This window comes from Streptomyces aurantiogriseus, from assembly GCF_014649375.1.
Classification (GTDB): Bacteria; Actinomycetota; Actinomycetes; order Streptomycetales; family Streptomycetaceae; genus Streptomyces; species Streptomyces aurantiogriseus.
This window is the reverse complement of record NZ_BMSX01000034.1, coordinates 53411-71759: the sequence shown is the minus strand read 5'-3', so window position 1 is coordinate 71759 and position 18349 is coordinate 53411. Positions and strand designations below refer to the sequence as shown.

At 71.8% G+C, this 18349-nt stretch carries 16 protein-coding genes; 8 read left to right on the top strand and 8 right to left on the bottom strand.

Annotated elements, in window-relative coordinates; all coding sequences use genetic code 11:
* The first annotated feature begins 33 nt into the window (after positions 1–33).
* The 6 genes from dacB to folE all read left to right on the top strand — a co-directional run bounded on the left by dacB (position 34) and on the right by folE (position 7970).
* A complete protein-coding gene (gene dacB / locus IE263_RS43460; RefSeq protein ID WP_189943656.1) occupies positions 34–1680 on the top strand; it encodes a D-alanyl-D-alanine carboxypeptidase/D-alanyl-D-alanine endopeptidase in 1647 nt (548 codons plus the stop codon).
* Between the two features lie 302 nt (positions 1681–1982).
* Positions 1983–3113, top strand: coding sequence for an Rv3626c family coenzyme F420 biosynthesis-associated protein (locus IE263_RS43455; RefSeq protein WP_189943655.1), 1131 nt, complete (start codon positions 1983–1985; stop codon positions 3111–3113).
* 224 nt (positions 3114–3337) lie between these two features.
* Positions 3338–4375, top strand: coding sequence for a tRNA lysidine(34) synthetase TilS (gene tilS / locus IE263_RS43450; RefSeq protein WP_189943654.1), 1038 nt, complete (start codon positions 3338–3340; stop codon positions 4373–4375).
* 60 nt (positions 4376–4435) lie between these two features.
* A complete protein-coding gene (hpt, locus tag IE263_RS43445; RefSeq protein ID WP_189943676.1) occupies positions 4436–4996 on the top strand; it encodes a hypoxanthine phosphoribosyltransferase in 561 nt (186 codons plus the stop codon).
* Positions 4997–5180: 184 nt separating this feature from the next.
* Positions 5181–7220, top strand: coding sequence for an ATP-dependent zinc metalloprotease FtsH (ftsH, locus tag IE263_RS43440; protein ID WP_189943653.1), 2040 nt, complete (start codon positions 5181–5183; stop codon positions 7218–7220).
* Between the two features lie 144 nt (positions 7221–7364).
* The gene (gene folE / locus IE263_RS43435; protein WP_189943652.1) at positions 7365–7970 is read left to right on the top strand and encodes a GTP cyclohydrolase I FolE; all 606 of its coding nucleotides are present in this window, start codon (positions 7365–7367) and stop codon (positions 7968–7970) included.
* A gap of 22 nt (positions 7971–7992) precedes the next feature.
* Here folE and IE263_RS43430 read toward each other — a convergent pair whose 3' ends face one another.
* The 6 genes from IE263_RS43430 to IE263_RS43405 all read right to left on the bottom strand — a co-directional run bounded on the left by IE263_RS43430 (position 7993) and on the right by IE263_RS43405 (position 13251).
* Positions 7993–8478, bottom strand: coding sequence for a DUF3180 domain-containing protein (locus IE263_RS43430; RefSeq protein ID WP_189943651.1), 486 nt, complete (start codon positions 8476–8478; stop codon positions 7993–7995).
* Positions 8479–8548: 70 nt separating this feature from the next.
* Positions 8549–9160: a 2-amino-4-hydroxy-6-hydroxymethyldihydropteridine diphosphokinase gene (gene folK / locus IE263_RS43425; RefSeq protein ID WP_189943650.1), complete on the bottom strand. Its 612-nt coding sequence runs from the start codon at positions 9158–9160 to the stop codon at positions 8549–8551.
* A complete protein-coding gene (gene folB, locus IE263_RS43420) occupies positions 9157–9516 on the bottom strand; it encodes a dihydroneopterin aldolase (protein WP_189943649.1) in 360 nt (119 codons plus the stop codon). Before folB ends, folK begins: the two co-directional genes overlap by 4 nt.
* Before the next feature lie 263 nt (positions 9517–9779).
* Positions 9780–10283, bottom strand: coding sequence for a nuclear transport factor 2 family protein (locus tag IE263_RS43415; protein WP_189943648.1), 504 nt, complete (start codon positions 10281–10283; stop codon positions 9780–9782).
* Complete coding sequence (gene folP, locus IE263_RS43410; RefSeq protein WP_229911495.1) at positions 10280–11317, bottom strand: dihydropteroate synthase; 1038 nt, start codon at positions 11315–11317, stop codon at positions 10280–10282. The genes IE263_RS43415 and folP overlap by 4 nt, the downstream gene beginning before the upstream one ends.
* 122 nt (positions 11318–11439) lie before the next feature.
* On the bottom strand, positions 11440–13251 hold the full coding sequence (locus IE263_RS43405; RefSeq protein ID WP_189943647.1) for a phosphatidylglycerol lysyltransferase domain-containing protein: 1812 nt from the start codon (positions 13249–13251) through the stop codon (positions 11440–11442).
* 231 nt (positions 13252–13482) lie between these two features.
* On the opposite strand from IE263_RS43405, the gene IE263_RS43400 reads away from it, so the two are divergent.
* Both IE263_RS43400 and IE263_RS43395 read left to right on the top strand, forming a co-directional pair.
* Positions 13483–14607, top strand: coding sequence for an alpha/beta hydrolase (locus IE263_RS43400; RefSeq protein WP_189943646.1), 1125 nt, complete (start codon positions 13483–13485; stop codon positions 14605–14607).
* A gap of 153 nt (positions 14608–14760) precedes the next feature.
* Entirely contained in the window at positions 14761–16275 is a 1515-nt protein-coding gene (locus tag IE263_RS43395; protein WP_189943645.1) for a hypothetical protein, read from the top strand.
* A gap of 209 nt (positions 16276–16484) precedes the next feature.
* Here the strand turns inward: IE263_RS43395 and IE263_RS43390 are convergent, their stop codons facing one another.
* Both IE263_RS43390 and IE263_RS43385 read right to left on the bottom strand, forming a co-directional pair.
* The gene (locus IE263_RS43390; RefSeq protein ID WP_189943644.1) at positions 16485–17831 is read right to left on the bottom strand and encodes a PH domain-containing protein; all 1347 of its coding nucleotides are present in this window, start codon (positions 17829–17831) and stop codon (positions 16485–16487) included.
* On the bottom strand, positions 17828–18331 hold the full coding sequence (locus IE263_RS43385; RefSeq protein ID WP_189943643.1) for a PH domain-containing protein: 504 nt from the start codon (positions 18329–18331) through the stop codon (positions 17828–17830). The genes IE263_RS43390 and IE263_RS43385 overlap by 4 nt, the downstream gene beginning before the upstream one ends.
* Positions 18332–18349: the final 18 nt, after the last annotated feature.

Genomic DNA, 18349 nt, shown 5'->3' with positions numbered 1-18349 from the left:
CCTCACGCAGGTGTGTGATCGCGAAAGGGGCTGGTGGTCGTGCCAGAGCTGAGGCCTTGGCGGGCCGCGAGACCGCATGTGGCGCGGGCCGCGGACGCCGTACGACCGCGTCTGGCACGGGCCGCAGGGATCGTAGCCCCACGTCTCGCGCGCGTCGCGGCGGCCGCGAAGCCGCGGGTCGCACGGCTCACGCAGGCGGCGAAACCGCAGCTCGCGCGGATCACGAGGCCGAAGGCCGACCGGACCTGGCAGTACACCGCGGGCGCGGCGACCGCCGGACTGGCACTGGCCGTCGGCGTGGTGACCGCCGCCGGCCCCTGGGACTCCACCGGTCAGCGTACGGCCGAGCGGGACCGGGCCGCCGCGCTGGAGCGGACGGGTGGCGCAGATCACGGCCGTACGAGCGAAGGGTCCGATACGTCCGGCACGGCGGCCGGAGCGCCGCGGCCCGCCCCCAGCGCGGCCTCCGTCCTCACGGGCCTCGGCGGCGCCACGACCCCGGTGAAGTCGGCGCCGGGCTCCACCGCCCTCGCGCGCGTCCTGAACCCGCTTCTCGCCGACCCCGCCCTCGGCACCGGCCCCAAGGCCGCGGTCGTCGACGTCGCCACCGGCAAGCGCCTCTACGGCGCCGGAGCCGGCCAGGCGCTCACCCCGGCCTCCACCACGAAGATCGCCACCGCCGTCGCCGCGCTCTCCGCGATGGGCGCCGACCACCGCCTCACCACCCGCGTCGCGCTGGAACCCGGCACCAGGGAGATCGTCCTCGTCGGCGGCGGCGACCCCACTCTCACCGCCCGCGAGAACGCCGAGGGCTTCGCCGGCCTGCGCCCCCTCGCCGCCTCGACCGCCGCGGCCCTGAAGAAACGCGGCATCACCCAGGCGACGCTCTCCTACGACACCACTCTGTTCGCCGGTTCCGAGTTTCACCCCATCGGGGTCAACCCCAACCTCGCCCGTGTCACCGCCCTGACCGCCGACGAGGGCCGTACGGACGGCTCGACGAGCGGTCCGGCGCCCCGCGTGGCGGACCCGGCGGCCGACGCGGCCGGCAAGTTCGCGGCCTTCCTGCGGGCGCAGGGCATCAAGACCACGCCCCCGGGCCCGTCGAAGGCGACCGCGCGCGCGGTGACCCTCGCCACGGTCTCCTCACCCCCGATCGCCACCTTGGTCGAACGCATGCTGACCAACAGCGACAACGACATCGCCGAGGCCCTCGCCCGCCAGACCGCCGTCGCGACGGGCGTACGGGCGGACTTCGCCGGCGCGGGCAGGGCGATCCACGCCCAGTTGCAGAAACTGGGCCTGCCGCTGTCCGGCGCCCGCTTCAAGGACGGCAGCGGCCTCGACCGCGAGGACCGCCTGACGGCGGACCTCCTGACCGCCCTCCTCACCAAGGCCGCCGACCCGGCCCACCCCGACCTCCGCCCCACCCTCACCGGCCTCCCCGTCGCCGGCTTCACCGGCACCCTCACCACCCGCTACGCCGACGGCGCCGCCGGCGTCGTCCGCGCCAAGACCGGCACCCTGACCGGCGTCAACACCCTGGCAGGCACAGTCGTCGACCGGACCGGCCGCCTCCTCGCCTTCGCCCTCCTCACCTCGAACACAACGGACCCCACAGCAGCCCAGTCGGCCCTGGACCGGACGGCTACGGCCCTGGCGGCGTGCGGGTGCCGGTGAGTTCGGTTCCGTAGAGCGCCCCGGCTCGCGGCGGTGCGGTGGCCGCGCGGCGGGTGCGCAGGCCGGCCCGCCACCGCCCTCCATCCGCAGGCGGTCGTGCCGCTGGGGCGGCTCCCGTCCCACAGATGCGGCACCTCGTAGGCGCCGGGCTGCGCGACCCACCCCTGGCACGGACCCGGAGCGCCGGGCGAACACGGCCCACCGGGCCAACCCCTCAACCGGCCCCGGGTCCAACCCTGATGTACCCCCCACTAACCTCCCGCGACCTGCCCCCAGCAGCCCCGCTCACGTACGGTTGACACATGACGAGCATCGGTGGTGCCTCTTCCGGGATGGTCGACTGGAATCTCGCGGTCGCGACCGCGACCCGGCTCGTACGGCCGGGCCCCGAGGTCAGCCGCGACGAGGCCCGCGCCGTCGTCGCCGAACTACGCCGGCACGCCAAAGTCTCGGAGGGACACGTCCGGGGCTTCACTCGTATGGGCACCGACGAGATCCACGACACCCCCGTCCTCGTCGTCGACCGCCCCGGCTGGATCCGGGCGAACGTCGCCGGCTTCCGGGAAATCCTCAAACCACTCCTCGACAAGATGCAGGAACGCCGCGGCAACAGCCCCGGCGGCGCGGTCCTCAGCGCCGTCGGCGGCAAGGTCACCGGCGTCGAACTCGGCATGCTGCTGTCGTTCCTCGCCTCCCGCGTCCTCGGCCAGTACGAGACCTTCGCCCCCGCCACCCGCGAACTGCCCGCCGGCGGCAACGGCGGCGGCCGCCTCCTCCTCGTCGCTCCGAACATCGTCCACGTGGAGCGCGAACTCGACGTCGACCCCCACGACTTCCGCCTCTGGGTGTGCCTGCACGAGGAGACGCACCGCACCCAGTTCTCCGCGGTGCCCTGGCTGCGCGACCACCTCGAGGGTGAAATCCAGTCGTTCCTGGCGGAGACCGACGTCGATCCCATGACCTTCCTGGAGCGCGTCCGCGAAGCCGCCCAGTCCCTCGCCGGCGGCCGCCCCGAGGGCGAGGAGGACGACGGCGGCCACTCCCTGGTCGAACTCGTGCAGAGCCCCGCCCAGCGGGAGATCCTCGCCCGCCTCACCGCCGTGATGTCCCTCCTGGAGGGCCACGCCGACTTCGTCATGGACGGAGTGGGGCCGGACGTCGTACCGACCGTCTCCGAGATCCGCGAGAAGTTCCAGCAGCGCCGCGCCAAGGGCGCCTCCCGCCTGGACATGGCTCTGCGCAAGCTGCTCGGTCTGGATGCCAAGCTCCGGCAGTACAAGGACGGCGAACGCTTCGTACGGGCCGTCGTCGAGCAGGTCGGCATGGACGGCTTCAACCGCGTGTGGACCTCCCCGAACACCCTCCCCACCAAGGCAGAGATCGCCAAACCGGCGGACTGGGTCGCACGGGTGCACCGCAAGGCGGAGTCGTGAACCCGACGGCCCCGCCCTGACTCCACTCGTGATCCGCTGTGATCCCTCGTGAACCGAAATCGGCCGACGGCAGGCGAACGCCCCTCCAATCACCCGTCCGAGGGACCGTGAGGCCCCGGCAGGCGTGCAATGCTCGGGGAACGGCCCGGTTCTGTCACCATCTACACACTCTGCGTGACCGACCCCGGGTTCACCCCCCGAAAACTTCATGAAGGGAACCGGACATGGGTCCCCATCCAGCGGTCGCGGCGATACGCCTGGCGGTTCGCCGCGTCCTCCACGACATCCTCACCGAACACACCGGCACCCGCGACGCCTCCCCGGGCGTCCCCCCGCACGAGCGCCCTCCGTCGCCGCTCGTGCTCGTGGCGTGCTCCGGCGGCGCCGACTCCATGGCGCTCGCCTCCGCCCTCGCCTTCGAAGCCCCCAAGCTCGCCCTCCGCGCCGGCGGCATCACCGTCGACCACGGCCTGCAGCCCGGCTCCGACCTCCGTGCCGAAGAAGTCGTCCTGCGCCTGCGCGAACTCGGCCTCGACCCCGTCGAGTCCACCGCCGTGACCGTCGGCCGCGAAGGCGGCCCCGAGGCCGCCGCCCGCGACGCCCGCTACGCCGCCCTCGACGCCGCCGCCGAACGCCACGGCGCCGCCGCGGTCCTCCTCGGCCACACCCGCGACGACCAGGCCGAAACCGTCCTCCTCGGCCTCGCCCGCGGCTCCGGCGTCCGCTCCCTGTCCGGAATGGCCGCGGTCTCGGGGGCCGGCGGCCGTTACCGCCGCCCCTTCCTCGAACTCGACCGGCAGACCGCCCGCAAGGCCTGCATGGTCCAGTCCCTGCCCGTCTGGGACGACCCGCACAACGCCGACCCCGCCTACACCCGCTCCCGGCTGCGCCACGAAGGCCTGCCCGCCCTGGAGAAGGCCCTCGGCAAGGGCGTCGTCGAAGCCCTCGCCCGTACGGCCCAGCTCTCCCGCGACGACGCCGACGCCCTCGACGCCTGGGCCCGCCAGGCCGAGGCCGCCGTACGGGACTCCGCGGGCCTCCTGGAGTGCGCCAAGCTCTACGCCCTGCCGCCCGCCGTACGCCGCCGCATCCTGCGCCGCGCCGCCATCGAGGCGGGCGCCCCGGCCGGTTCGCTGTTCGCCCGGCACATCGAGGAAGTCGACCGGCTGATCACCGGCTGGCGCGGTCAGGGAGCCATCAATCTCCCCGGCAAAGTCGTCGCCCAGCGGCAGGGTGGCAGACTGGTGATTCGGCAAGGCTGAATCCGGACCCTCCCGGTACTCCACGGAGGGGCCGGCCGGCCGGTGGGACGACCGAAAGTGATGTGGGTGGACGCGAAAGACATGGGTGCCGACCTCAAGCAGGTACTCATCACCAAGGAAGAGATCGACGCGAAGCTGGCCGAGCTGGCCGCGAAGATCGACGCTGAGTACGAGGGCAAGGACCTGCTGATCGTCGGCGTCCTCAAGGGCGCGGTGATGGTCATGGCCGACCTCGCCCGGGCGCTGTCCACCCCCGTCACCATGGACTGGATGGCCGTGTCCTCCTACGGCGCGGGCACCCAGTCCTCCGGTGTCGTCCGGATCCTCAAGGACCTCGACACCGACATCAAGGGCAAGCACGTCCTCATCGTCGAGGACATCATCGACTCCGGCCTGACCCTGTCCTGGCTGCTCTCCAACCTCGGCTCCCGCGAGCCCGCCTCCCTCAAGGTGTGCACGCTGCTGCGCAAGCCCGAGGCCGCCAAGGTCGCCATCGACGTCGAATGGGTCGGCTTCGACATCCCCAACGAGTTCGTCGTGGGCTACGGCCTCGACTACGCCGAGAAGTACCGCAACCTCCCGTTCGTCGGTACGCTCGCGCCCCACGTCTACGGCGGTTGAGCCGGACGGGCCAAGTCCAGTAGGACGATCGGGAACCCCAGCGGGTTCCACTCCGTTGAAGCATGCAGACGGGCTTGCCAGCCGTCCCGTGCGGCTTCGGGTGACGAAGCTGGGGTACCGTCAGAAGAACTGTCTTATCAAACTCACTATGGCAGGAGGGACGGGGCGGCACCGCTCCGTATGGATGGACGTGAAGCGATACTTCCGTGGGCCGGTCATGTGGATCGTGCTGGCCGTCCTTGCCGTGGTCGTGTTGATGCAGGTCGTCGGCTCGTCCGGCGGCTACAAGACGGTGGACACCGGCCAGGTCGTTGCAGCGATCAACGACAACAAGGTCGAGTCGGCCAAGCTCACCACCGGTGACGAGCAGACCATCAAGGTCACGCTCAAGGACGGCGAAAAGGTCGAGGACAGCTCGAAGATCCAGGCGAGCTACATCGGCGACCAGGGCGTGACCATCGCCAACACGCTGCAGACCAAGTTCCAGGACAAGCAGATCCCGGACGGCTACACCGTGTCGCCGTCCAAGCAGAACCCGTTCGTGGGCATCCTGCTCTCCCTGCTCCCCTTCGTCCTCATCGTGGTCGTCTTCCTGTTCCTGATGAACCAGATGCAGGGCGGCGGCTCCCGGGTCATGAACTTCGGGAAGTCCAAGGCGAAGCTCATCACCAAGGACACCCCGAAGACGACGTTCTCGGACGTCGCCGGCTCGGACGAGGCCGTCGAGGAGCTCCAGGAGATCAAGGAGTTCCTGCAGGAACCGGCGAAGTTCCAGGCCGTCGGCGCCAAGATCCCCAAGGGCGTCCTGCTCTACGGGCCTCCCGGCACCGGCAAGACCCTGCTCGCGCGCGCCGTCGCCGGCGAGGCGGGCGTCCCCTTCTACTCGATCTCCGGTTCCGACTTCGTCGAGATGTTCGTCGGTGTCGGTGCCTCCCGAGTCCGTGACCTCTTCGAGCAGGCCAAGGCGAACGCCCCGGCGATCGTCTTCGTCGACGAGATCGACGCGGTCGGCCGCCACCGCGGCGCCGGCCTCGGCGGCGGTCACGACGAGCGCGAGCAGACCCTGAACCAGCTGCTCGTCGAGATGGACGGCTTCGACGTCAAGGGCGGTGTGATCCTCATCGCCGCCACGAACCGGCCCGACATCCTCGACCCGGCGCTGCTGCGCCCCGGCCGCTTCGACCGCCAGATCGCGGTCGACCGCCCGGACATGCAGGGCCGCCTGGAGATCCTCAAGGTCCACCAGAAGGGCAAGCCGGTCGCGCCCGACGTCGACCTGTCGGCGGTCGCCCGCCGCACCCCCGGCTTCACGGGCGCCGATCTGTCGAACGTCCTGAACGAGGCGGCGCTGCTCACGGCCCGCTCGGACAAGAAGCTGATCGACAACCAGATGCTGGACGAGGCCATCGACCGCGTCGTGGCGGGCCCGCAGAAGCGGACCCGGATCATGTCGGACAAGGAAAAGAAGATCACCGCGTACCACGAGGGCGGCCACGCCCTGGTCGCGGCGGCCTCCCCGAACTCCGACCCGGTCCACAAGATCACGATCCTCTCGCGAGGCCGCGCTCTGGGCTACACGATGGTGCTCCCGGACGAGGACAAGTACTCGACCACCCGCAACGAGATGCTCGACCAGCTCGCCTACATGCTGGGCGGCCGCGCGGCCGAGGAACTGGTCTTCCACGACCCGACCACGGGCGCCGCGAACGACATCGAGAAGGCCACCGCCACGGCCCGCGCGATGGTCACCCAGTACGGCATGACCGAGCGTCTCGGCGCCATCAAGTTCGGCGGCGACAACACCGAGCCCTTCCTCGGCCGTGAAATGGCCCACCAGCGCGACTACTCGGAAGAAGTCGCCGCGCTGGTCGACGAAGAGGTCAAGAAGCTCATCGAGAACGCGCACAACGAGGCCTGGGAGATCCTGGTCGAGAACCGCGACGTCCTCGACAACCTGGTGCTCCAGCTGCTGGAGAAGGAGACCCTCGGCAAGGAGGAGATCGCCGAGATCTTCGCCCCGATCGTCAAGCGCCCGCCGCGGCCCGCCTGGACCGGTTCCTCGCGGCGCACGCCGTCCACCCGCCCGCCGGTGCTCTCCCCCAAGGAGCTCGCACTGACCAACGGTGCCAACGGCGCGACCCCGGCGATCACCACCGCCAAGTCCACCGCGACGGACCCCGCCCAGGTGGCCGAGCCGACCCCCGAGGAGCGTCCGGAGAGCTGACGCTCCGGGACCCGACGGTCGCCACCTGGCCCGGAATAGGATGCCGCGCCCCCCTGGTTCTAGCCTGGGGGGCGCGGCATTTTGGTCATGCCGTACGCATCACGCGTGATCCACACGCGACCCGCACAGGAACGAGGCACCAGAATGACCGACCCCGTGACGCTGGACGGCGAGGGCTCGATCGGCGAGTTCGACGAGAAGCGGGCCGAGAACGCCATACGCGAACTGCTGATCGCGGTCGGTGAGGACCCTGACCGGGAGGGCCTCAGGGAGACGCCGGCGCGGGTGGCGCGGGCGTACAGGGAGATCTTCGCGGGGCTCTGGCAGCAGCCGGAGGACGTGCTGACGACGACGTTCGACCTCGGTCACGACGAGATGGTGCTCGTGAAGGACATCGAGGTCTACTCGACGTGTGAACATCACCTGGTGCCGTTCCGGGGTGTCGCTCACGTCGGGTACATCCCCTCCACCACCGGCAAGATCACGGGTCTGTCCAAGCTGGCCCGTCTCGTGGACGTCTACGCACGCCGTCCGCAAGTGCAGGAACGACTCACCACGCAGATAGCGGACTCCCTGATGGAGATCCTCGAGCCGCGCGGTGTCATCGTCGTCGTGGAGTGTGAGCACATGTGCATGTCGATGCGGGGCATCCGCAAGCCCGGTGCCAAGACCATCACCTCGGCAGTGCGCGGGCAGCTGCGGGACGCGGCGACGCGCAACGAGGCGATGAGCCTGATCATGGCGCGCTGAGGGATCCCGGACCCCTTCGGCGTCACGCCGTGGACGCCGCCCCCGTGTTGTTGTCGTCGTCCTCGGGGAGCTTGCAGACCCGCTCCAGGAAAAGGGCCGCCGCTATGACGGCGATGCCGGCCAGGACCGAGAAACCGGCGTAGATGGCCTGGTCGCGGCGGGCCGGGATGTCGAGGGATTCCAGGAGGAAGACGCCCGTGCCGCCGTACATTCCGGCGACGAGGGCGGCGACCAGGGCACTGGACTGGCCGAAAACGACCGCGCGGGCGGCCATCAGCGGGTCGACGCCCTTGGCCTCGGGGCGACGCTCGCGCTGGGCCTTGAGACGGGCGCGCAACGAGAGCGCCGTGGCCAGCAGGATCGCGGCGATCACAGCGAGGACGATGGGGGCGGCCAGCGGGACGCTGGGGAGGGTCCCGATCGAGTTCCAGAGGCGGGCGCCCGCCCAGGACAGGACGCCGGCGACGACGAACACGCCGACCAGCAACCTGATGCGCAGCTCTCTCACGGTGTCCCTTCGGTTCCCCCGGATCCCACGGGCTGTGGCCGTGGGACTGTCGTCGTGTTGACCTTAACGACTATTCGGGCAGCCGGAGTTCCAGGTCCTTGCGGGGCGCGACACCGTCGCGGGTGACGGTGTCGAGGAGGGCGGCGACGGTGCCGCGGCCGGGCAGCTGGGCGCCGGGCTCCACGTCGCGCCACGGGGCTAGGACGAAGGCGCGCTCGTGGGCGCGAGGGTGGGGGAGCGTGAGGTGCGGGTCGTCGGAGACGACGTCGGCGTACGCGACGATGTCGACGTCGAGTGTGCGCGCGCCCCAGCGCTCGTCCCGTACGCGATGGAAGGCCTCCTCGACCGCGTGCGCCCGCTCCAGGAGCGAGGACGGGGGGAGCGTCGTCTTCAGGACGACGACCGCGTTGAAGTAGGACGGCTGGCTGCCGGGCTCGACGCCCCACGGCTCCGTCTCGTAGACGGGGGAGACGGCCTTGATGCGCACGCCCGGGGTGTCCTCGAGGGCGTCGATGGCGCCCTGGAGGGTCTCCAGGCGGTTGCCGAGGTTGGAGCCGATGGAGATCACGGCCCGTTTCGGGTTGTGGAGGGTGGTGTCGGCGGCGTCGACCTTCTCGACGACGGAGGCGGGTACCGGCTGTACGGTCGGGTCGCTGTGACCCTCGGTGAAGGATGCGGTCATACTCGGCTCCGGGTGATGGTGACGGTCACGTCGTCGAAGGGGACCGTGATCGGTGCGTCCGGTTTGTGGACGCACACCTCGACCTCCTGAACCCCTTCGTGCTTCAGACAGGCCTGGGCGATGCGCTCGGCGAGCGTCTCGATGAGGTCGACGGGCTCGCCTTCCACGACGGCCACGACTTCCTCCGCCACGATGCCGTAGTGCACGGTCTTCGCCAGGTCGTCGTCGGCCGCGGCCGGACGGGTGTCCAGGCCCAGGACGAGGTCCACGATGAAGGTCTGGCCCTCCTCGCGCTCCTTGGGGAACACCCCGTGGTACCCGCGGGCCTTCAAGCCGCGCAGCGCGACACGATCCACGCGAATCACTCCTGCAATCGTCGGTGGCAGCCGTTCCGTGCCGTGTGCGGGCGGCACGCGGGCCTCGAACGAATCTACCTGCGAGCACTGACAGGGCCGGGCCACGGGGGCTTCGGCCCGGCCGGCGCCAAGAGGTTTCACCGTACGTTTCCCCTGGGGAACCCGGCGGCTCACGGGCTGGTACCCGCCCCTACCCAGGCTTCGTGATTCCAACCACCTCTTGGTCCCTGTGGGGCCATCCGCCCACCGTGCCGTCTACCCCCTCAGGAGGGGGTGTCCTCGTCCTCGTCCTCGTCGGTTTCGGCCAGAACCGGGGAGGCGTGGTGGGACCACAGTTTCCAGCCGTCGGGGGTGCGGCGGAACACATTGGTGGCGACCACCAGCTGACCCACGAGGGGACCCAGCTCCTCGCCCGCCTGCGGGGCGGGGCCGCCGCTGAGGATGTTCTCGGTGCAGGTCACGAGAGCGGTGTCGCCGGTGACGGACACGTGCACGTCGGTGAGGATGAACTGGATGTAGTCGGTGTTCGCCATGATCAACGCATAGGACCTCAGTACCTCGCCACGGCCGGTGAGCACGGGCCAGCCCGGGTGCACGCAGGAGATCACGCCCACGTCCGCCGGGTCGTGGTACTCCTCGTCGACGCCCAGGTCGGAGGGGGTGAGCCAGAACGAGGACACCCCTTCGAAGTCGCCTTGTTCGAGCGCCTCGTAGAAGGCGCTGTTGGCGGCCTCGACCTGCTCGACGTCGGTGTGGGGGGCGCTCACCGGGCTCCTTCTGCGCCGTTGGGGGTGTGCGGGGGCTGGGGGGTGTGCGGGCCCTGCGCGCCGGGCGTGTCCGTCGCGGTGCGCGCCCCCGGTGTGGCTGCGGGTGCGGTTGCGGGCGCGTTCGTGGGGGTGTGCGCCTGGCGGGAAGTGCTCGTGCCCGGCGCGTTGCCGTCCGTGCGCGCCCCTTCCACGGCGCGCGCGACCCGTACCGCGTCCGCCGTCGCGCGCACCTCATGCACGCGGACCGCCCACGCGCCGGCGTGCGCCGCGAGCGCGGAGACGGCGGCCGTGGCGGGGTCGCGCTCGCGCGCGGGCGGCGGTGCGCCCTGCGCGCCGGCCAGTACCCGGCCGAGGAACCGCTTGCGGGAGGCGGCGACGAGCAGGGGGTGGCCCAGGGCGTGCAGCCGGTCGAGGTGGGCGAGCAGGGCGAGGTCGTGGTCGGCCTCCTTGGAGAAGCCGAGGCCGGGGTCGACGACGATGCGGTCGGGGGTGATGCCGCCGGCCAGGACGGCGTCCACGCGCGCGTGCAGTTCGTCGACGACTTCGCGGACGACGTCGTCGTAGACGCCCTTGACGTTGCCGCCTTCGAGGAAGCCGCGCCAGTGCATGACGACGAAGGGGGCGCCCGCGTCGGCGACCACGGGGATCATCTCCGGGTCGGCGAGGCCGCCGCTGACGTCGTTGACGAGGGCGGCGCCGGCCGCGAGGGCCTGGGCGGCGACGGAGGCGCGCATGGTGTCCACGGAGACGACGACGCCTTCGGAGGCGAGGCCGCGGACGACGGGGATGACGCGGCGGAGTTCCTCGGCCTCGTCGACGCGGGTGGCGCCGGGGCGGGTGGACTCGCCGCCGACGTCGACGAGATCCGCGCCCTCGGCGACGAGCTCGAGGCCGTGTTTGACGGCGGCCGTCGTGTCGAACCAGCGGCCGCCGTCGGAGAAGGAGTCGGGGGTCACGTTGACGACTCCCATGACCGCGCAGCGGTCCCATTCCGGAAGGCCGACGACGCGCCCGCGTCCGCTCTGCTTGCTCATACGTTCAGCGTAGGCCCAGGAGGGGGCCGCGATGCCGTGCGGCCCGGGCGGAAGCCCCAGGGCTGGGGGGGCGAGGCTTCCGCCCGGGCGGTCTCGGGGGCCCGGTCCACAGGTCGTCGCCGCTAGGCGGCCCGTACGTCTCTCTCCGCCATCTGGTGGGCACACACACGCGCGGGGGAGGGGGCGCGGCGCAGGAAGCGCGGCAGGGGAAGAGCGAGGTTGACGAAGCCCTCGGCCTGCATGGCGGCGAAGCCGATGCGGGGCAGGTCGCCGGAGGCGCGGTAGACGACGAAGCGGGGCTCCCAGCGCGGCTGGAACTTGGCGTTGAACTTGTACAGCGACTCGATCTGGAACCAGCGCGAGAGGAACACCAGCAGCCCGCGCCAGGCGCGCAGCACCGGCCCCGCGCCGATCTTCTCGCCACGCGCCAGCGCCGAGCGGAACATGGCGAAGTTCAGCGACACGCGCGCTATGCCGAACTTCGGGGCGGCCTGGAGGGCGGCGACGATCAGCAGTTCGTTCATGCCCGGGTCGGCCGAGCGGTCGCGGCGCATCAGGTCGAGGGAGACGCCGTCCGTGCCCCAGGGAACGAAGTGGAGGATCGCCTTGAGGTCTCCGTACGGGCCGGGTTCGGGGTCGGCCTTGTGGGCGGTGGCGATGAGACAGTCACCGTCGGCGGGGTCGCCCACACGGCCCAGGGCCATGGAGAAACCGCGCTCGGTGTCGGTGCCGCGCCAGTCCTCCGCGGCGCGCCGGATGCGCTCCAGTTCGGCCTCGCCGAGGTCACGGACACGTCGGACCCGGGTCTCGTAACCGGCGCGCTCGATGCGCTTGACCATCTGGCGCACGTTGCGCATCGCGCGGCCGGCGAGCGAGAAATCCGCGACGTCCACCACCGCCTCGTCGCCCAGTTCGAGGGCGTCGAGGCCGGTCTCGCGGGTCCACACCTCGCCGCCCGTCTCCGAGCAGCCCATGACGGCGGGGGTCCAGGAATGGGCCTTGGCCTCGTCCATGAAGCGCTCGATGGCGCCGGGCCACGCCTCGACGTCGCCGATGGGGTCGCCGCTGGCGAGCATCACACCGGAGACGACGCGGTAGGTCACCGCCGCCTTGCCGCTGGGGGAGAAGACGACGGCCTTGTCGCGGCGCAGGGCGAAGTGGCCGAGGGAGTCGCGGCCGCCGTGCTTCTCCAGCAGGGCGCGCAGCCGGGCCTCGTCCTCCTCGGTGAGGCGGGCGGCCGGGTGTTCGGGGCGGAAGGCGAGGTAGATGGTGGTCACCGCGGTGATCCAGCCGAGGGCGCCGAGGGAGAAGGCGACCGTCCAGGAGGTGTTGCCCTGGTAGTCGACCGGTCCTTCGAAGCCGAACAGGCCGTACAGGACGTGGGTGATGCGGTCGGCCAGGCTGGGGTCGCCGATCAGCCGGCCGGGGTGGGCGCTGACGATGACCAGGCCCAGCATGAGCGAACCCGCGCCCATGAGGACGAAGTTGGCGAGGGCGCGCCAGCGGCTGCGCGGGTCGGGCAGGGCCCTGAACTGGTCGCGGTGGACCAGCAGGGGCACCAGGAGCGCGACGGAGATCAGCGCGCCGACGATCGAGTGCCGGTACGTGAACTGCGCGACGGCGCCCGCAGGGAGGAGTGCGACCGCCGCGCGCCACGCGCGCCGCTTGCCGCGCTTGAGCCCGTGCGCGAGAAGCAGCAGCAGGACGCCGGCGCTGAGCGAGAGCGCGGCCGCGAACGGACCGAGCGCGCCGGGCAGCACTTCGGCCATGGTGTGCATACGGCTGTGCCGGAACCGGGGGAAGACGCCGGCGGCGACGTCCACCAGTCCCACGAGGGCGCAGGCCCTGCCGACGAGGACGGGTACGGACTCGGGGCGCGGGCCCCGGATCAGCTGCCGTACCCGGCTTGATCGGCTCGGAACCCCGCCCGACATTTCCTCATCTTCCCTGACAGACATCGCATCCCGTAGTTCCGCGAGAGACATTGAATCCGGTGCCGATCGGGCATCCGGCGACATTGCGCCCTCTAGGACGGTGTCTCGGGGAGAGAGGTTCACTCGGCTCCTCAAAGCCGCTGAAAAGGCCAAGGAAAGTCCGGGGCAAGCCCTCGCGAAGGAGCGAGGGAGACGGGAACCCCGGACGGAGAGCGCAGGCAGGAACACCGCATGGGTCTCACGAGCAACACACTGCTGCTGCTGGCAGTCCTGTCCGCCGTACTGCTGTTCGCCGGCACGGTGTGGCAGTGGCCGCGTCTCGCCGGGCGCGGCTGGCGGGCCGTCAGTGGGCGCGTCGGCCTGCTGCTCGCCACCCAGTTGGCGCTCTTCGCGGCGGTCGGGCTGGCCGCCAACCAGGCCTTCGGCTTCTACGCCAGCTGGGCGGACCTCTTCGGTCAGGAGACCGACCAGGGCGTCGTCGTCGACCACGCGGCGGGCGGTGGACCGAAGGGACCGCTGCAGGTGGTCGACACGCAGCGCGTGGAGGGCGCGGGCGGAGGGACACAGTCCGGCGGGGAGATACAGAAGGTCGCCGTCACCGGTCGTACGACGCGGATCAGCACACCCGCGTACGTGTACCTGCCGCCGGAGTACTTCGATCCGCGGCACAGCAAGCGGACGTTCCCGGCGGCCGTGGTCCTCACGGGGTATCCCGGTACGGCGCAGGCGCTCGTGAACAAGCTGGACTACCCGCGCACCGCGCGGGAGCTCGCCGAGGACGGACGGATGGAGCCGATGATCCTGGTGATGCTGCGGCCGACGGTGGCGCCGCCGCGGGACACGGAGTGCGTGGACATCCCGGGCGGACCGCAGACCGAGTCGTTCTTCGCGAAGGACCTGCCCGAGGCCGTGACGGCCCACTACAGGGTGGACCGCAAGCCGGGCAGCTGGGGCGTCATCGGAAACTCCACGGGCGGCTACTGCGCGCTGAAGCTGGCGATGCACCACCCCGACGTCTACGCGGCCGGCGCCGGTCTGTCGGCGTATTACAAGGCGCCGATCGACCCGACCACCGGCGACCTCTTCCATGGCGACGACACCCGGCGCAACGAGGCCGACCTGAGGTGGTTCCTGAAGCACCGGCCCGCGCCGGACACCTCGTTGCTCGTCACCAGCAGCAAGGTTGGGGAATCCAACTACAAGGCCACGCTGAAGTTCATAGAACAGGTGAAGGCGACGAACAGGACCAGGATCTCGTCGATCACCCTCGAAAGCGGCGGGCACAACTTCAACACATGGCGGCGCGAGATCCCGCCGACGCTGGAGTGGATCAGCGGGCGGCTGACCGGCCGGTGACGTCGGGGGACGGTCACCCCGACCAGAAATGATCTTGATTCTTGTCGAATTCGGCGACCGGTCCGTTTCCTGATGTCATGTGAAGGCATCGTTATGGCTGTGTTTTACGGGGCGGGGCGCCAACATTCGCCTACGCGCGGTAAGTTTCTGGCCATGCCACGTGGACGTCACCGCCATTCCCCGCCTTTGCACAGGGTGCTGCCTCCTTCGGCGATCGCAGGCGTCTCCCTCGTCTGTGCCCTCGGTCCCTGGGTGTTCACTGAGCCACTCGTGCTCCGCATGCTGGCCGCGGCCGCCGCGGTGACGGCCATCCTCGGCGCGGTCGTCATGCGCCGCTGGGACATCCAGGCCGGCAAACAGGTCGCCGACCTCACGCGCGCGCGTGCGAGCGACGAGTGGCGCTTCGAGGAACGCGTCGCCGAACTGGAGAGTGACCTCGACGAGTCGCGCGAGCTGCGCGTCAAGCTGGAACAGCGCCTGCGGGCCAAGCGCACCGAACTGGCCGGCCTGCGCAACGAGCACGCGGCACTGCTGCGCCGCTACGCCACGGCGGAGACCGAGCGGGCGAGCGCCCTGGAAGGCCGTCGTCTGCTCGAGATCGAGAGCACGCCCCCATCGCGCGCCCTGCCGCCCGCGCGGGCCGCCGCGGAGGCGTCCGAGGCGGAGACGGGCGCGGTCGCCACACGGGAGGCCACCGCGGCCGACACCGCCGAGGCCGAGGCACCCGAAACCGAGGTCGGCACTTCGGACGCCGAGACCACCGAGGACGAGCCGAAGGCTCCGGCGGTCTTCTCCCCGGAGGGCTCCCAGCTGTACCTGCGGGCGCAGGCGGCTCTGGCCCGGTTCGACGTCGACGGCACCAAGCCGGCGAAGCCGGTGCCGCCGGTGAAGAGCGACGAGCCTGCTGAGGCCGAGCCCGTGCAGGCCGCCCCCGCGGAACCCGGCGGCGACGCGGAGGCCGCGCAGGAGGACGAGGCAAAGGGGAAGCCCGAGGCGGTCGACGAGCACACGCGCGCGGCCGCCCCCCACACGGCCGCCGAGGAGAACGAGGCCGCGGCGGAGCAGGATACTCCGGAAGAGGCCACCGCCCGGACGGAGGACGCGGAGAGCACGGACGCTCCGCAGGCCCCGGAAGCCCCGGGAACCGCGGCGGTCCGGGAAGCCTCGCGGTCCGCAGGGGCTTCGCAGCCCGCCGAGCCCGCCGAGCCCGCCGAGCCCGCCGAGCCCACGGCCTCCGAGCCCGCCGAGCCCGCCGAGCCCACGGCCTCCGAGCCCGCCGAGCCCGCCGAGCCCACGGCCTCCGAGGCCGGCGCGCTCGTCCCGCGCCCCGCCTCCTCCCTGCAGCGCCCCTCCGGGCACTTCACCGTGCCGACCGCCGTGGCCGTCGTACCGGCCGCGCAGCCGGTGCGGCGTCCGGCGGCCGAGGGCGGGTTCGACTTCTTCGGTACGAAGCAGTCGTCGGCTTCCGACGCGCTCGAGGCGGTGCAGAACGAGGACCTCGCCGACGTCGTCGGCCAGGAGGCGCTCGCGCTGCACAAGGCCGAGTCCGAGGCGGAGTTCAAGCCGGCGGACGAGCAGGCACGCGCCACCGGTCAGGTGATCGACCTGACCGCGCACGACGAAACCGAGCAGATCGACCTCCAGGGGCTGCGCACCGCCGCCTCCTGAACGGTCCACAGGGCTTCCTGAACGTTCCGACAGGGCCTGCCCCGCCGCTTCTCGTACGGCGGGCAGGCCCTTCGTCATGAGTGTGCCCGATACAGGCGGGTACGGGCCGGCGAGCCGTCTCGTGAGGTCCCGGCCGGCCCTTGCACGGCGGCTGCCCGGCCGTCCCCTGAAGGCCGTCCCCTGAAGGCCGTCCCGCTCCGTCCGGCCGCCTAGGCCATCCACCGGTCGGGTCGCGCGTCCCGGCGCCCGGTCCGTGAGCGCTCCGCCTGGCCCCGCAGCAGGTCCTCGGCCTCCTGTACGTCCCGCAGACGGGCCGTCACCGTCCGGTCGGCCCCCGTGTCCACGTGCACGTCGGCGAGGCGCCAGAGCCGCTGCCAGGGCCCCTGCGCGAGCCGCACGCTCTGCACCTTGGCGTGCGGCACGAGCGCCAGGTTCCGGCGCAGCAGTCCGTGCCGGGCGGCGAACACCGCGTCCGTGACGGCGATGCCGTAGCCCCGCCACCACAGGGGGAAGCAGCGCCCGGCCCGGCGCGGGGGCCGGGACAGGGCGCCCGTCGTGGGGACGGCCACCCCCGGCAGCACGCGCGCGACGACGGCTTCCGCCGCCGCGCGCGGGGCGACCGGTACGAGCACCGAGTTGGCCGAGCCGGCCACGTCCAGCTCGACCCGCACCCAGCCGCGCCGCCGCCACAGCAACGGCTCGACGATCCGCACGGTCTGCACCCGCCCCGGCGGCACCGTCTCGTGCGTGCGGTCCAGCAGGCCGTGGTCGATCCGCAGTCCGTCCGGCGACTCGCCGACCGTCCAGTCGTACTCGCCGACGAACCGCCCCACGCTGCTCGCGCCCGCGGCACCCAGCAGGGGCACGCCGGTCGCGAGAACCGTCCACACGCTGTGGGTGGCCAGCCACAGCACCGGCAGTACGACGAGCGCGGCGGCGAGCGCGCCCCAGGTCGCGCCGGTCAGCAGCAGCGCGATCGCCAGCTCGCGCGCCGGCACGCGCACCAGTTCGCGCGCCGGCGCTTCACCGACTTCGTGCGCCGTCTCGGGTGCGAAACCGGCAGCGCGCGCGAGCAGCTCCGCTCGCAGCGCGCGCGCCTCCGCCTCGCCCAGGAAGGCGAGCTCGTCCTTCTTGTCCGCGCCGACGACGTCCAGCCGCAGCTTCGCCACGCCGGCGATCCGCGCGAGCAGCGGCTGGGTGACGTCGACGGCCTGGATGCGCTCCAGCCTGATGTGCGCGGTGCGGCGGAACAGCAGGCCGGTCCGTATGCGCATTTCGGCGTCCGTGACCGCGAAGTGCGTGAACCACCAGGACAGGAACCCGTACAGGGCGGCCGACGGGACGATCACGGCGAGCGCGATCAGCAGCGTCGTCGTGGTCAGCCGCGTCAGCTGCTCCTGCGTCTGGTTCGGGTCGTGCGCCGCCCAGCCGACGATCACCGCGACGGGCGCCCACGCCCGCCGGAACGGCGTGACGGGGTGCAGTCGGCGCTCGGTGACGACGGCCCGCTCCGGAAGTGCGCCGCGTACGCCGTCGTCGACGCCCGGCGCCGTCACAGCCCCGCCGATCGGGCCTCGCCGAGCTCGGTGAGCCGGTCGCGCAGCCGTTCCGCCTCGGCCGGATCCAGGCCCGGGATCGTCGCGTCGGTCGCGGCGGCCGCCGTGTGCAGCTGAACGCTGGCCAGCCCGAAGTGCCGCTCCACGGGACCGGAGGTCACCTCGACGAGTTGCATCCGCCCGTACGGTACGACCGTCTCCTCGCGCCAGAGCACGCCCCGGCTGATGAGCAGGTCGTCGGCGCGCTCGGCGTACCGCCAGGAACGCCAGTTGCGGCCCAGCATGACCCAGCCCCAGACGGCCCCCGCCAGCGGCAGCAGCGCGAACGCGGACCACGCCGGACCGGCGAGCAGGCCGAGCAGTACTCCGAGGCCCACGGCCGCCGGCCCCAGCCACACCACGAGCAACAGCCGGCGCATCCGCAGCAGCCCCGGCGGCAGTCCGATCCACGCCGCTTCGGTTCCCGTCGTCTCCGCGCCCCCCGGGCTCCCCGTTTCCATACGGCCAGCGTACGTAGG

Excerpts from the sequence above, each read along its gene's own strand:
- folE (WP_189943652.1), top strand. The coding sequence starts at position 7,365 with ATGACCGACCCCGTGACGCTGGACGGCGAGGGCTCGATCGGCGAGTTC.
- IE263_RS43395 (WP_189943645.1), top strand. The coding sequence starts at position 14,761 with ATGCCACGTGGACGTCACCGCCATTCCCCGCCTTTGCACAGGGTGCTG.
- IE263_RS43400 (WP_189943646.1), top strand. The coding sequence starts at position 13,483 with ATGGGTCTCACGAGCAACACACTGCTGCTGCTGGCAGTCCTGTCCGCC.
- ftsH (WP_189943653.1), top strand. The coding sequence starts at position 5,181 with ATGGACGTGAAGCGATACTTCCGTGGGCCGGTCATGTGGATCGTGCTG.
- tilS (WP_189943654.1), top strand. The coding sequence starts at position 3,338 with ATGGGTCCCCATCCAGCGGTCGCGGCGATACGCCTGGCGGTTCGCCGC.
- IE263_RS43455 (WP_189943655.1), top strand. The coding sequence starts at position 1,983 with ATGACGAGCATCGGTGGTGCCTCTTCCGGGATGGTCGACTGGAATCTC.
- hpt (WP_189943676.1), top strand. The coding sequence starts at position 4,436 with ATGTGGGTGGACGCGAAAGACATGGGTGCCGACCTCAAGCAGGTACTC.
- IE263_RS43385 (WP_189943643.1), bottom strand. The coding sequence starts at position 18,331 with ATGGAAACGGGGAGCCCGGGGGGCGCGGAGACGACGGGAACCGAAGCG.
- folP (WP_229911495.1), bottom strand. The coding sequence starts at position 11,317 with ATGAGCAAGCAGAGCGGACGCGGGCGCGTCGTCGGCCTTCCGGAATGG.
- folK (WP_189943650.1), bottom strand. The coding sequence starts at position 9,160 with ATGACCGCATCCTTCACCGAGGGTCACAGCGACCCGACCGTACAGCCG.
- IE263_RS43405 (WP_189943647.1), bottom strand. The coding sequence starts at position 13,251 with ATGTCGGGCGGGGTTCCGAGCCGATCAAGCCGGGTACGGCAGCTGATC.